This is a genomic window from Streptomyces sp. WAC03905 (assembly GCF_057371075.1).
Window position 1 is genome coordinate 2,104,471 of record NZ_JBXYDZ010000003.1, and the last position, 13,269, is coordinate 2,117,739.

13 protein-coding genes and 2 pseudogenes are annotated in these 13,269 nt (G+C 73.5%); 1 reads left to right on the plus strand and 14 read right to left on the minus strand.

What is annotated here, in order from left to right; genetic code table 11:
• Nucleotides 1-4: 4 nt before the first annotated feature.
• The 4 genes and pseudogenes from AC2RP6_RS11825 to AC2RP6_RS11840 all read right to left on the minus strand — a co-directional run.
• Nucleotides 5-952, minus strand: a complete 948-nt coding sequence (locus AC2RP6_RS11825) for an LLM class flavin-dependent oxidoreductase (RefSeq protein WP_486446202.1) — start codon at nucleotides 950-952, stop codon at nucleotides 5-7.
• Nucleotides 953-961: 9 nt separating this feature from the next.
• Nucleotides 962-1,249, minus strand: coding sequence for a hypothetical protein (locus tag AC2RP6_RS11830; protein ID WP_486450585.1), 288 nt, complete (start codon nucleotides 1,247-1,249; stop codon nucleotides 962-964).
• An 18-nt stretch (nucleotides 1,250-1,267) separates the two neighbouring features.
• Nucleotides 1,268-1,507 (minus strand): annotated as a pseudogene (locus AC2RP6_RS11835) (hypothetical protein); the annotation flags it as partial.
• Nucleotides 1,437-2,210: pseudogene (locus tag AC2RP6_RS11840) on the minus strand (ATP-binding cassette domain-containing protein); the annotation flags it as partial. The pseudogenes AC2RP6_RS11835 and AC2RP6_RS11840, both read right to left, overlap by 71 nt.
• Between AC2RP6_RS11840 and AC2RP6_RS11845 the strand changes: the two are divergent.
• Nucleotides 2,209-2,349, plus strand: a complete 141-nt coding sequence (locus AC2RP6_RS11845; protein ID WP_486446203.1) for a hypothetical protein — start codon at nucleotides 2,209-2,211, stop codon at nucleotides 2,347-2,349. The pseudogene AC2RP6_RS11840 and the gene AC2RP6_RS11845 overlap by 2 nt on opposite strands.
• A gap of 394 nt (nucleotides 2,350-2,743) precedes the next feature.
• Here AC2RP6_RS11845 and AC2RP6_RS11850 read toward each other — a convergent pair whose 3' ends face one another.
• From AC2RP6_RS11850 to AC2RP6_RS11895, 10 genes are all read right to left on the minus strand, one after another.
• The gene (locus AC2RP6_RS11850) at nucleotides 2,744-5,833 is read right to left on the minus strand and encodes a lantibiotic dehydratase (protein ID WP_486446204.1); all 3,090 of its coding nucleotides are present in this window, start codon (nucleotides 5,831-5,833) and stop codon (nucleotides 2,744-2,746) included.
• A gap of 5 nt (nucleotides 5,834-5,838) precedes the next feature.
• Entirely contained in the window at nucleotides 5,839-7,176 is a 1,338-nt protein-coding gene (locus tag AC2RP6_RS11855; protein ID WP_486446205.1) for a lanthionine synthetase C family protein, read from the minus strand.
• A gap of 100 nt (nucleotides 7,177-7,276) precedes the next feature.
• Nucleotides 7,277-7,465 (minus strand): FDLD family class I lanthipeptide, encoded by a 189-nt coding sequence (locus tag AC2RP6_RS11860; protein ID WP_230071712.1) that lies wholly within the window; start codon nucleotides 7,463-7,465, stop codon nucleotides 7,277-7,279.
• 121 nt (nucleotides 7,466-7,586) lie between these two features.
• Entirely contained in the window at nucleotides 7,587-7,877 is a 291-nt protein-coding gene (locus AC2RP6_RS11865; protein WP_486446206.1) for a helix-turn-helix domain-containing protein, read from the minus strand.
• Nucleotides 7,874-9,820, minus strand: coding sequence for an ABC transporter ATP-binding protein (locus AC2RP6_RS11870; RefSeq protein ID WP_486446207.1), 1,947 nt, complete (start codon nucleotides 9,818-9,820; stop codon nucleotides 7,874-7,876). Before AC2RP6_RS11870 ends, AC2RP6_RS11865 begins: the two co-directional genes overlap by 4 nt.
• Complete coding sequence (locus AC2RP6_RS11875; protein ID WP_486446208.1) at nucleotides 9,817-10,257, minus strand: lasso peptide biosynthesis B2 protein; 441 nt, start codon at nucleotides 10,255-10,257, stop codon at nucleotides 9,817-9,819. Before AC2RP6_RS11875 ends, AC2RP6_RS11870 begins: the two co-directional genes overlap by 4 nt.
• Nucleotides 10,254-10,505: a lasso peptide biosynthesis PqqD family chaperone gene (locus AC2RP6_RS11880; protein ID WP_486446209.1), complete on the minus strand. Its 252-nt coding sequence runs from the start codon at nucleotides 10,503-10,505 to the stop codon at nucleotides 10,254-10,256. The genes AC2RP6_RS11875 and AC2RP6_RS11880 overlap by 4 nt, the downstream gene beginning before the upstream one ends.
• Nucleotides 10,506-10,516: 11 nt before the next feature.
• On the minus strand, nucleotides 10,517-12,310 hold the full coding sequence (locus AC2RP6_RS11885; RefSeq protein ID WP_486446210.1) for an asparagine synthase-related protein: 1,794 nt from the start codon (nucleotides 12,308-12,310) through the stop codon (nucleotides 10,517-10,519).
• Between the two features lie 4 nt (nucleotides 12,311-12,314).
• Nucleotides 12,315-12,434: a keywimysin-related RiPP gene (locus AC2RP6_RS11890; RefSeq protein ID WP_107069644.1), complete on the minus strand. Its 120-nt coding sequence runs from the start codon at nucleotides 12,432-12,434 to the stop codon at nucleotides 12,315-12,317.
• 198 nt (nucleotides 12,435-12,632) lie between these two features.
• Nucleotides 12,633-13,166, minus strand: coding sequence for a GntR family transcriptional regulator (locus AC2RP6_RS11895; RefSeq protein WP_486446211.1), 534 nt, complete (start codon nucleotides 13,164-13,166; stop codon nucleotides 12,633-12,635).
• Nucleotides 13,167-13,269: the final 103 nt, after the last annotated feature.

Here is a 13,269-nt window from a genome sequence, read left to right on the forward strand (position 1 = left end):
TGTGTCAGCTCTCGGCCTCGCGGCACGCCGTCAGGATCTCCCTGAGGTCTCGTACGGCGTCCTGTCGGCCATGGTCGGAATACACGCCCGCGACGTTGACGACAACCTCGTCCACGCCCGCGCGTCCGTATTCGGCCAGTCCGGCGGCGATCTCGCGGGCAGTGCCGTGCAGGAAGACGCCGGCGTCGACGAGGGCGCGGGCGCCGAGGTTCGGGCGGCGGTGGTGCACGCGCAGCCCGGCGCGGCGGAGCATGTCGGTGTAGTGCGGTCCGGCGAGGTGGGCGTGTGCGGCCGTGTAGGCCAGACGGTACGGATTGCGGTGCGGGCGATCGACGGCGGCGTGCACCACGGTGACGACCCGCGGCACGGGGCGGCCCGCCTCGGCGGCGCCCTTGGCCATGGCGGGCAGCAGGATGTCCTGGACGTAGCCGTGCGGGGTCATCCAGCTGATCGCTGCGTCCGCGACCTGCCCGGCGGCGCGTGCGAGCGCGGGACGCAGCACGCCGAGTCCGGTCTCGACGCCGGGGTGCGCCAGTGGGGGGAGCCGGACGGAGCCGCCGTCGTCCTCGGGGCCGAGCAGCCGCCGCACCTCCCGGAGGTAGGCGAGGCAGGCGTCGCGCGGGCTGTCGTACGGCTTGCCGTGCAGTCCCGCGACGAAGTCCGGGGTCGCGGGGCCGAGCCCGAGAACGGTGGGGTGCCCGGTGAGCAGCGCGAGGGAGCGGGCCTGGATCGCGGCCTCCACGGGGTGCCGCAGTGGCATCAGGACGACGCTGGTGCCGACCGGGACGCGGTATCCCCGCCCGGCCAGATAGGCGAAGACCTGCTGGGTGTCCGCGCTCAGCGACTGGCCCTGCCAGAGGCGGGCGGCCCCGCCGTCGCGGACGAGTGCGGCGAAGGGGACGAGGGACTCGGGGTCCGTCGGCATGAGGGGGTACAGGACGGATACGCGCATCGTTCGGCCTCATGAGGACGCGGCTTCGGTCAGGTAGCCCGAAGCCTGGATTCGGAAGAGACGGGCGTAGACGCCGTCGGCTCGCAGCAGGTCCTGGTGGACGCCGTCCTCGATGACCCTCCCGTTCTCCAGGACGACGATCCGGTCGGCCATCCGGACCGTGGAGAAGCGGTGGGCGATGACGAGGGAGGTGGCGCCGCGGGCGACGTCCCGGAGCCGGGAGAAGATCTCGGCTTCGGCCTCGGCGTCGATCGCCGCGGTCGGCTCGTCGAGGACGACGACGGGGGCGCGCCTCATGAAGGCGCGGCTGAGGGCGATCTTCTGCCACTGTCCGCCGGAGAGCTGGTGCCCGTCCTCGAAGTGGCGGCCGAGGACGGTGTCGTGGCCCTGCGGGAAGCTCGTCCACGATCGCCGAAGCGCCGCCCGCGCGGGCGGCCTCCGCGATGCGTGCGGTGTCCTCGCGGGCCTCGACGCGGCCGAAGCCGATGTTGTCGCGGACGGGCAGTTCGTAGCGGATGAAGTCCTGGAAGATGACGCCCATGTGGCGTTGCAGATCGTCGAGGTCGTACTCCTCGATGGGCACGTCGTCGACGAGGATCTGCCCGCTCGTCGGTTCGTAGAGGCGGGTGAGGAGCTTGACGAGGGTGGTCTTGCCGGCGCCGTTCTGCCCGACGAGGGCGACGCACTCGCCGGCCGGCAGGGTGAAGCTGACGCCGTCGAGGACGACGCGGCCGGTGCCGGGGTAGACGAAGCGCACGTCCCGGAACTCGATGCCCTTGCGCAGTGTGTCCGGGAAGGGCCGGGTGCCGCCCTTGAGCCGGCGTTCGGGCAGGGCGAAGAAGGCGAAGAGGTTGCCGAGGAAGAGGCTGTCCTTGTAGAGGGCGGCGATACCGAGCAGCATGCCGTGCGCGGAGACCTGGATCGAGCCGACCGCCTGGAGGTAGCCGGCGAGCTGGCCGACCTGACCCGCTTCGGTGGTGGTGTGGATGGCCCAGAGCACGGCGCCGGACGAGGCGGCGACGCTGACCAGGCCGAGGACACCGCCGAGGACGGACTGCCGGCGGGCGAGGCGCCGGTCCACGTCGAAGAAGGTCCGCACGAGCCGGGTGTACCGCTCCAGGAGGTGTGGCCCGAGCTGGAAGAGGCGCACCTCCTTGTAGGTGTGGTCGGTGGTCGTGAGGTGCTGGTAGTAGTACAGGCGGCGGCGGTCGGGGGCCCGTTCGTACTCGATCTCGTACGCCTTGTGGCTGAAGAACATGTACGAGATCACGGACGGGACGGGCGAGACCAGGATCACCAGGGCGATCCAGGGGCTCCAGGTGAAGAGCACGATGCTGACCGTCGCCAGCGTGACCAGCTCCCGGGCGACCTCCAGGAGCTGGGTGAAGACCTGGTAGACGCGGCCGCCGCTGCTCTCCTGGAAGGCACGCTGCATCGTGTCGTAGATCTCGGCGTCCTCGTACTGCTCCAGGTCGAGCCGGGTTCCCTTGCGCATCACCCACTCGCCCACGCGGGCGGTGAGCTCCAGGCGCAGCAGGGTGTCGAGGTACTGGAGAAAGGTGCCGAGGACGTGGTTGACCAGGCCCACGCCCAGCAGCGCACCGCCCGCGAGAAGAGCCGAGCGTCCGGCGTCCGGGTCGCCGGTGACGGCGTCGGCCACGCCCTGCACGGCGGCGGCGACGAGCCCGATCTGGGCGGCCGGGATCAGGGCGAGCAGGACGGAGACGACCGTGAAGGCCGTCACCCGCAGCGGACTGAGTCGCCAGAACAGTCCGCTGACGCGCAGCCAGATCATCCGCGCACCTCCCCCGCCGCCGTGTGCGCCGTGCTCGTAGCCGGGACGCCGGCGGCGGCCTCGCGGCCGCGGAGCGCGCGTCGGACGTGGGCCCACAGGGCGTGGCTGCGGGCCTCCCGGTCGAGGTCGATGGGCAGCAACCGGTTGATCTGCATGTGGGCCAGGCTGGCGAGGACCTGCTCCTCGGAGCCGACGAGGACGCCCTGCCGGGCGGCCGCTCGCACCGCCTCCGCGGTCTCCGCCACCGCGGGCGCCTGTGCCCCGAAGGTCTCCTGGAGCAGCGACCGGTGGGCCCGGCCCTCCGGGTGCGGGTCGCGGTCCCAGGGGCTGAGGAGTTCGCAGAGGTAGTCGCGGTGGGCGCGGAACAGGGCGCGGCTGTCGCGGACATGGGCCTCGTCCGGGCCGGTGCCGTGGTCCGCGTACGGGGAGAGGTCGACGCCCCACTGGGCGTGGAGGGTGTCGAGAGCGGCGACGGCGAGGAACTCGGGCCTGATGTCGAGCCGCCGGGACAGCAGCAGGGCGCTCGCCTCGCTGTTGGCGCGGAAGAGCCGTTCGGCCGCGTCGAAGACGTCCGGTCCGCCGTAACGGGCGATCTCCGGTGCGTATGCGGCGAGTTCGATGTCGCGGGCGAGCCCGAGGTCGACGAGGCTCCGGCCCCAGGCGGTGACCTGGGTGAGGGTACGGGCCGGGTCGGTGCCGCGCACCCTCAGCCGCAGGTGCGGGAAGGGGTCGGCGTACCGGATGTAGAACCAGCGGTCCAGGAGCTCCTGGGCGGACAGTTCTCCGACCAGGTCCAGGAGCGGACCGGCGATGATCTCGTCCTGCCGCTCGGGCGCCGCGTAGACCTTGAGGAAGGTCCAGGGGCCGCCGGGGGCGTGGCGCTCCACCGGTACCTCCCGGCGGTGGCGCGGCACGGGCGCCCGGGTGGCGCGCACGGCGTCGCGGGCGACGACGGGCACGACGACCTCGGCGGCGTAGCGCTCGCCCGCCTCGTCCTGGAGCCACATGCCGTCGAAGGATGGCAGCATCTCGTGCAGCACGACGTCCGTCCGCTTGGCCGACTCCGCCCGGAGCTCCTCGCGGCAGGCGGGGTGGTCGAGGTCGAGGAGCAGCCGCTGGTCGGCCTCGACGAGGTAGACGTGCCGGGGCACCCGCCACCGGACCCGCCAGCCGTCGAGGTCGTCGACGGCGCCGGCGGCGAGCCGCCACTGGGCGGGCCGCAGGACGACCTTGCCGCGGCTGACACGTGGCAGGAACGGAGCCGCCTCCGCCGGTCCCCAGTGGAAGCCGGTCGGCAGGATGTGGCCGTCCAGGGACGCCTCGATCAGGAAGCGGGCGACGTTCGGGGCGAGTGTCGGGCTGAGCATGTGGTGCTGGGCCACGACGATCTCCCGGTCGAGCCGGCGCGACCACAGGTGGAAGCGGTCCCCGGAGACGCCGACCAGGATGTCGTCCAGCGGCACGACCCGGTCCGGGCCCACCGACGGGGCCGTGTTGACGGGGATCTCGTAGGGCCGGACGGCCGGGCGGAGCGTCACGTTGGCGGCGCGGCCGTACGGCGGCAGGAAGGCGAGCTCCGCGTAGGCGACGTCGGGGAAGAGGGCCTCCTCGCGCCGCGCGTATCCCCGGAGCCGTTCCACGGCGTCCTCCCCGAGCAGGTGGCCGAAGCGGCCGAAGGTGCGTCCTCCGTAGGTGAGGCTGTCGTGACGCAGGACCGCCCGCCACTCCCCCCGGTCCAGGGCCTGCCGGTCGGCGGAGTGGATCTGGAGGTACGCCTCCATCGCGGGCGGTGGGTCGGGCACGGGGCCGGGCGGGGCGAGCCGGTCGAGCCAGGCGTCGGTCAGCTCGACCTCGTCGGCCCGGTCCCACCACGCCTGCTGGGCGAACGCGACCAGTGCGCCGTCCAGACGGGCGGTGTCGTCGGGCGGCGCGGTGGGCAACTCGATGGAGCGCGGCGGATTGGTGTACGTCGGCGGGGCGTCCAGGCCGGTGTCGGGGCTGAGCAGGCTGAGGACCGGGACGCGGGTCCCGGCGCCGTACCGCTCGGTGAACTCCTCGCGGTAGCGGGTGAGATGGTCGCGCCTGCCCTGGGCGGCGCTGAGCCGCATCAGGACACCGACGGCGTCGGCCGCGGCCTGTCCGACCGAGGCGTCGAGGACGGGTTCGCGCAGGTCGAGGAGGGTGTCGGCCTGGTAGCTCCGCCCGCTGTGACCGGGCACGAGTTCGTCCTGCGCCGCCGCGAGCGCGCGCAGCGAGGCGGTGTCGTGGACCCGGTCGGCGAGGTCGGCGACGGTACGGAGCCGTTCGGCGGCGGACGCGGCGGCGGGGACGTCGGTCAGCTTCTTCAGGACGTGGTGCTCGGGGCGCCCCGCGGTCTGCGGCGGCCGCAGGTCGCCGATGAGGAAGCCGAGGTCCCAGAGCTGCCGGACCAGGCCTTCGACGGTCTCGGCGGGCACGTCGGGGAAGGCGGCGGCGAGTTCGGCGGTGAGCCGCTCGTACGGGACCGGCACGGCGGCCGTCCGCATGACGAGGTCGACGGCGGGGGTGGCCCTGACGCGGACGGTCCGCTCGTCGTGGCGGCCGTACTTGTCGGCCTGCGGCAGGACGACGCGGTCACCCGCCCGGGCGGCCGTCGGGTTGAGGACGAGGTGGAGCCGGCGCAGAAGGTCCGGGTCCTCCTCCAGCTTCTCGATGAGCGCCAGCAGCCAGCCCATGTCGGCCCGGACGTGCAGCCGGTGGTCCTCGGGCCGGCCGAGCCGGGCGGTGGTGGCGGCGCCGAACTCGCCCATCGCGACGCCGGAGAAGGCTCCGAAGGGGGTGGGCCGGGTCGCCATGCGGGTCAGGTAGCGCAACAGCCCGGAGCGGAGGCGGCGGACGCGCTTCTCGGGCAGCTCGTCGAGGCGGTCGAGGCTGCCGGCCAGGTCCTCGCTGGCGACGAGCAGGGCGCGGGCGGCGTCGGGGCGGCGGGCCCGTTCGACGAGGGCACCCGGGGTGCGGGCCGGGTCCTCGGTGAGGTCGAGGAAGGTGCGGGCGGGCAGGACCGGGGCGCGCAGCAGGAAGAAGCCGGCGGGCTCGTAGGACGGCATGGGCATCACCGGGCGAGGAAGACGCGGAACCAGAGGGGCCGCTGCTCGCCGAGGGCGGCGAGCAGGGTGAGGGCCACGCCGGTGGCGCCGGTGAGGAGCCCCGGGTCGTCGACGGGCACGTCGGGGTCCTCCAGGTCGGCGAAGCCGAGCGGACGTGCCGCGTCGTGGTCGTCGAGCAGCTCCCCGACGAGGGCCGGCAGCCGGTCGCGGGCGGCGGTGCTGTGCGGCGCGAACTCCAGGGTGAGCATGACGAGTCCGGCGAGCCCGTGGCAGAGCGTGGGCGAGAGCGGCCGCGTGTGAGCGGCACGGGCGAGCGCGCCCTCGAACGCGGCGACGGCGGCGGTGCGGAGTTCCTCGTCGGCGGTTGCCCCGGCGACGGTCAGCAGGGCGCCCGCGACGCCGACCGTTCCGTAGCACCAGGCGGCCCGGTCGTGTCCGCGCCCGGTGGCGGCCTCGTGGCCGTACTCGTCGACGGGGACGCCGTCGCCCCAGACGGGGCCGTGCTCGTCCGTGCCGGCCCGGTCCCGGATCCAACGGGTGAGGTGGGCGACGGCCTCGCGCTGGCCGGGCCTGCGGTGGCCCGCCTCCCAGGCGGCGGCGAGAGCTGCGGCCACGCCCGGGGCGCCGTGCGAGAGGCCGAGGTTGAGATATCCGTGCGGGTACCTGGCGTGGTAGTCGCCGACGGGCGGGTAGTGCGCCGGGGTGATGAGCCAGCGGTGCGGGGTGCCCTCGGTCTCGGCGGGTCCGGCGAGCCAGACGAGGTGGTCCACGAGCACGGCGACGGCCTCGGCGACCCGCGGCGAGGGACGGGGGACGGCGCCGAGGTGGGCGAGGGTGCCGGCGGCTCCGGTGACCAGGTCGTAGTCGAGGTCGCTGACGGAGCGCTCGATCCGGTGCGGGGGCGCGGCGAGGACCTGCTCGGCGAGCTGCTCGTTGAGCCGGTCGAGGCTGGGCCCGAAGCGGGGCTCGTCCCGGGCGACGTCGGTGAGGGCGAGGGCGAGACCGCTGGTGCCGGCGAACAGGCCGTGGTGCTCCAGGGGTTCGATCTGGGTGGACAGGACCGCCTCGCGTATGTGGGTGTACGCGGTCTCCGGCTCACCGAGCCCGGCGCGGGCTGCGTACAGGTGGAGGAGGGCCGAACCGGCCAGGCCGTGGGTGAGACTGGGCGGGTACCAGGCGCCGGAGGTGTCGCTCTGTTCGGCTGCGCGCAGCGCGAGGTCGTCGAGCTGGGCGGGGGTCGCGGTCGCGGTCACGACCTGGCTGACGGCCGTCCGCGCGCGGCGCACGAGTGCGGGGTCTGCCGTGCCGGCCCAGGTGTCGGTACCGTGGTGGGCGAGGTGCATGTCAGTCCAGTCCTGTCTGTTCGGCGTGCTGCTCGCGCTGCGTCGACGGGTGCTGCCGTGTCTCCACCACGGCAGCACCCGCCAGACGTTCAGCCCGTGCCTACTTGGGGGCCACGCAGAGGATCGTGCACATCGAGGTGCAGGCACACGTCTTGGTGACGCTGCAGCCGACCCGGGTGCAGACGGTGCGGGTGGCGATCGTCGAGATCGACGGCGGGGGCGCCTGCTCACCGGCGGGTCCGGCGGCGGGGGCGGAGATACGGGCGTCCAGGTCGAATGCGTCCGACATGACTCTTCCTTTCGGAGTTCCTTCCCGGCGCCGAATCCGCCGGGGACGCCGGTGATTTCCCGGCGCTGGAGAAATCCTGTCGAATCGCGTTCGGCTCTTCCATTGGCCGTGGCGACAATATTCACACCGGCCGGGGAATTCCTTCCGTGGCGAATGCGTAGGAAGCCAGGCACACGGCGAGGCGGGACGAGAGTTCCAGTTTCTCCATGACGGCGGCGACATGGGCGCGCACGGTTCTCTCGGTGACGTGCAGGCGTTGCGCCATCGACTCGTTCGAGAGCCCCTCGGCGAGCAGCAGAAAGGTTTCCTGCTCCCGCGGGGTGAGCCGGTCGACGCGGCCCAGCGCCGGTTTCCAGTGCGGCCCGCCCGGCGCGCGGCCGGCTGCGGCGTGCGGTGTCTCGGTCTCGCTCACGGTGCTGCGACGCTCCTGTCTGCGGCGGCCCTGTCCAGCGGCCGCGTGAGGTGGTCGGTGGTCAGCCTGCGGTAGAACGGGTCCTCGGTGAGCAGCTGTTCGTGGGTGCCGACGGCGCTGACCCGGCCGTCGTCCAGGACGACGATCCGGTCGGCGGCGCGCACGGTCGACATGCGGTGCGCGACGACGAGCAGCGCGCGTTCCCGGGAGATGCCGCGGAGCGTGTCGGTGAGGTCGCGTTCGTTGATCGGGTCGAGTTGTGAGGTGGGTTCGTCGAGCAGGACGAGTTCGGGCCCGGGAAGCAGCGCGCGGGCGATGGCGACGCGTTGGCGTTCGCCGCCGGAAAGGTTGAAGCCGCGGTCTCCGACGGCGGTTTCCAAACCGTCCGGAAGGCGTTCGACGAGTTCGGCCAGATTCACCATCCGCAGCGTTTCGAGAATTTCCTCCTCGTCGGCTTCCGGGCTCGCGTAGGTGAGATTGTCGCGCAGTGTTCCGTAGAGCAGGGGCGCGTGCTGCTCGACCAGTCCGATACGGGCGCGATGGGCGCGGGGGGCGACTCCGCGGAGCTCCTCACCGTCGAAGAGGAGCTGTCCGTGGTCGGGCTCGTAGAACTTCTCGACGAGCGAGACGAGCGTGGTCTTCCCCGCCCCGGACCGTCCGACGAGAGCGATGAGCCCGGTCCGGGGCACGGAGAAGGAGACGTCGCGCAGCACGGTCCGGTCACCGTAGGAGAACGCGACGCCGCGCACGTCGAGCAGGGGCGGGGCGACCGGGCCGGAGGGGACGGCGGCCGGGGCCGGCGCGCTCGGGTCGGCCCCCTCGGGGCCTTCGACGGGCAGCCGGAGGACGTCCTCGATGCGGCGGAGCGACCCGAGGCCGCGCTGGATGAGGCTGAGCGCGTTGAAGAGGCCCGCGAGCGGCATGACGAGGTAGGTGGCGAAGAGCAGGAAGGCGACCAGTTCGCTGACGGACATGGAGCCGTCGGAGACCCGGACGGCTCCGATCAGCAGCACGAGCAGGAAGGATCCGTTGACCGCGATCTCCATGGCGGGTCCGACGACGGAACCGAGCCGGGCCGAGCGCACGCCCGCGGTGTAGGCCGTGTCCACGTCCGCGCCGATGCGCTCGGCCTCCCGGGGCTCGGCGCGGGCGGCCCGTACGGTCCGGATGCCGCCGAGGGCGCGTTCGAGGTCGGCGGTCATCGCGCCGACACCGGCCAGGGCCTGTTCCGTACTGGTCCGGATGCCTGCCATCACCCCGGCGACGAGGACGGCGGCGACCAGCAGCGTGGCGGCGACGACGAGGAACATCACCGGGTCGATCCAGAGCATCAGTCCGGCCGCGCCGACGCCGGTCACGGAGACGGTGACCAGTTGCACGAAGCTGCTCGCCACCATGTCGCGGAGCACGGTGGTGTCGGTGCCGACGCGCGACAGCAGGTCGCCGACCCGTCGGCCGTCGAGCTCGCGCACCCGGACGAAGAGCAGCCGCTCGACGAGCCGTCGGCGCAGGCGCCGCACGACGCTCTCGCCCGTCACGTCCAGCAGGTACTGGCCGCACGCCTCCAGCGCCGCCTGGGCGAGGAACAGGGCGGCCAGCGCGACGACGAGCAGCGAGAAGGTCCGGTCGGCGGCGACCCTGTCGATCAGACGCATCGTCAGGAGCGGCTGGAGCAGCGCGAGTACGGTGCCGAAGACGGTCAGCGCGAGCGCAGCGCCGACGGTCCTGCCGCTGCCGCGCAGCAGCCGCAGCAGATCACCGATGCCGGGCCGGGGGCCCTCGGGCCGCTCGGCGTCCTCTCCTCCTTTGCCGCCCCGGTCGGTCCCGGCCGCCCCGCCGGTCGGCGCGGCCGGGGGCTCGGCCAGGGGAGCGGTGGTGGGCCCGGGCGGGTCCCCGATCGCGAGCGGGTCGGTCATGGGCCTGCTGACGGGCGGTTCCGTCATGGGCGGCTCCTCTCCTCGGTCCGGGAGCCCACGCTGATCAGCACCCGGAAGTAGCTCTCAGGCAGTTCCTCGCCCACCAGCAGACCCTCCGCCTCCACCCAGGCGTGGGCGCCGAAGGGCGGCGCGGCGCGGACGCCGACGCACCAGGTGGGCCACTCCCCCCGGGCCCGGCACAGCAGCGCCGTGGCCACCGACCGGGGCAGGCAGCCCTCCCGCCCCGCGCACACCGCGCTGACCGTGGTGACCGCCTGGCGCGCCCGGTACGTACGGTCGTGACCGGCCGGGCGCGCGCCGCGCGCCACCAGGCGAAGGAACCGGCCGAGCCGGGCGGGCGACAGCAGGAGCAGGGGGCGGGCCGCCGCCACGGCGAGGCGGGCGGCGGCGCGCTGCGCGAACGTGGTCCCGGTGTGGGCCTCCGGCACGGGGTGGAAGCTCATGGCCGTACCAGGCGGGCGTCGCGCAGCGCGGTCAGGAGCGCGGTGACGTCGGCGGTCGCACGGTCGCCGTCCACGTCGAACGCGGAGCAGAGCGTGGCGGCGATCTCCCCGGCCGGTCTGCCGGCGAGCAGGCCCGTCAGGACCAGACTGCCGGTCGGATTGAGCTCCCAGTACTCGCCGGTGCCGCCGTCGAGCAGGACCTTGCCGTAGTCCGTGTCGACCAAGGACACGTCCTCGCGCAGTTGCATCGCGTTCCCCTTCAGATGGTGCGGAGCCAGATCTCGCAGGCGAGCGTGGCGTCGAGGCCGCCGTGCCGCAGTTCGGGAGACGAGGGCCGCAGAGTGATGTCCACGAGCCGCTCGGCGTCGACCAGCCCGAACGTGGCGAGCTGCGAGTCCCGCCACAGGTCGGCGAGCCGGCCCCGGTTCTCGCGCAGGCCGTTGGCCGCGTCGGCCGACGCCTCGCCCTTGGTCGTGCGGCGCAGCAGGGCGTCGGGGACCCGGCCGCGCATCGCGGTCTTGAGCAGTGGTTTGAACTCCCAGGGCGTGGCGCGCTCCTCGGACCGGACGGACCAGCACGCCTCGACCACCGCGTCGTCGAGGAAGGGGCTGGCCAGCGGCAGCCCGCTGTGTTCGGCGACCTGGTGCAGGATCCGCGTGGCGCGCGTGCCGTGGTGCAGGGTGTGGAGTTCGTTGTGGAGGGCCCGGGTCGCGCCGCGCGGTTCGGCGGTGCGGGCGGCCTCCCGCAGACTCCGGCGTACGGAGGCGGCCGCGTCGGGCGTGGCCCAGCCGGGGAGGCGGGGCGGGATGTCCCAGCCGAAGACGTCCGGGCTGTGCGGGGCGGGACGCGGCGCGGTGATCGCGTCGGCGGCGTCGGCGAGCCACTGGCCGTACGGGCGGCGGTCGGTGAGCACCGACAGCGTCTCCCGCATCGACCAGCGGTTCTGGGCCCGGTAGCCGCGGATGCTGCGCAGCGCCGTGAGAGGGCGGCTGGTCAGCAGGTCGCGGTGATGGGCCGGGTGCCCCCACAGGACGTGGTCGCCGCCCATACCGGTCAGGTGCAGGCGCGAACCGCCGGCCAGGAGGGCGTCGTGACCGACGAGTTGGCGCGGCTGGTCGAGAAGGGTGGGCAGGGGTTCGTCGACAGGGCCGCGCACGTCGAGCAGGCCGCTGTAGAAGAGCGGGATCTCGTCGATGTCGAGCAGGACGTGGTCGAGGCCGTCGATCTCCGCGGCGGCCAGCCGCGCCCACCGCACGTCGTCGTCGCCCGGGTCCCGGCTCGGCATGGTGAGGGCGGGCAGCGGCCCGGCGCTCACCGGAGCGGCGAGCGCGCAGACGGTGGTGGAGTCCAGCCCGCCGGACAGGTCGGCGCTGACGGTGCCGGCCGCCTCCACCCGCGTCCGTACCGCCTGGTCGAGCGCGCGGCGGAGTGCCTCGGCGCCTTCGACGAGCGGGACGTGCATGCGCGGCGGTTCCCACCAGCGGGCGGTGCGGGTGGGGGTGCGGCCGAACCGGAGGAGTTCGCCGGGGACGACCGCGTGGACCCCGCGCCAGAGCGGGACATCGCCCAGCGGGTGCGGGACGAAGTCCAGCAGGCGCAGCGCGAGGACGTCCTCGTCGACGGACGCGTCGACCATCCGGGCCAGGACGTCGGCGCGGTTGGCGGCGACGGTGAAGCCGTCGGCGGTGGCGTGGAAGAGGCGGCGCAGCCCGGCGGCCGTGCCGCGGGCGTGGATCTCGCCGTGGTCCTCGACGACGACGTGGAAGTCCCCGGGCAGACGGGCCGTGAGCCGGTCGAGCGCCTCGATCTCGTGCACCCCGGCGAGGTGCGCCTCGAGTTCGGCGGTGCCGACCGGGGTGTGCCCGAGGAGCGCCACGAAGAGTCCGTGGCTGTTGCGGGCGTGGACGGATTCGGCCCAGTCGCCCACGATGAACGGATTTCCGGACGGGTGTGTGAGGGTCCTTACGGCGCGCGGTTCCAGGCGGGAGGCCACGGCGAGGGCGGCCTCACAGTCCGGAAACAGCGCGAACCAGCCCTCGCCGTGGCCTGTCATCGGACTACCAGCCCAGAGGCAGACGGACCTTGGGCTCGTGCGGCCCGCGCTTCAGGAAGCCGGTGTCCTTGCGGAAGTCGCCGGCCTTGGAAAGCGCCGGAACCTCGTAGACCTTCTTGGCCATGGTTCTGATCCCTTCTCTCGCTGGGTTTCTGGCGAGCCGGCCCCGTCCCGGGACGCGGTGACCGCTCACGAGGATCCTCGGCCGCGGGCGTCCGGCCGCTCAAGGCGCGGCCGGTGCCCAACACGTTCCGTGGTGCTGCCCGTCGGGACGGTCCCGCACCTCGGGTGGGGTCGCCACCTGGGAGAAGAAGCCTTCCGCTCAGCCGGATCCGGTGGGCCGCGGGCGGCGGATCAGCATGGTCTTCTTGGGCTGTTGCTCACTCTCCGCATGAGCTTCCTTGGCACCAGCCCGGCCCGCGGCGGCCCCGGAGGCAGGCCGGCGGTGCCGCGCGGTCCGCCCGTGGCGGGTGGCCACCCTGGGCATCCGCTCGATGGCGGAGATGATCGCGGCCCGCGGGATGCCCGAGACGTCGGCGAGGTTGACGACCCGCTGCAACTGGTCGGAGATGTCGTCGAGGTCCATCGGCTGCGTGCCGTGGAGCACGACCGCGCCGCGCCCCCGGCCGAAGTCGATGAGTCCTTCGCTGCGCAGCAGCCGCAGCGCCCGCAGAATGGTGTTCTTGTTGGCTCCGTACTCCCGGCCGAGCTGGTCCGCCGGGGGCAGGTGCTCTCCCTGGGCGTACCGTCCGGCGGCGATGTCCATCCTGAGTCGCGCCCGGATCCGGGCGTAGAGCGGCTCTGACCCGGTGCTGGCCCGGGCGCGGATGTGGGCCGTTCCCGGCACTGATGACATGTCGTGGATCCCCCTTCAGCCTCAAGTTGTGCTCAAGCTCGCGCGCCGTGCCGTCGGTGCGCCGACGCAGAGGACCGGCCTGACGTCGGGGCAGCGCGACGGG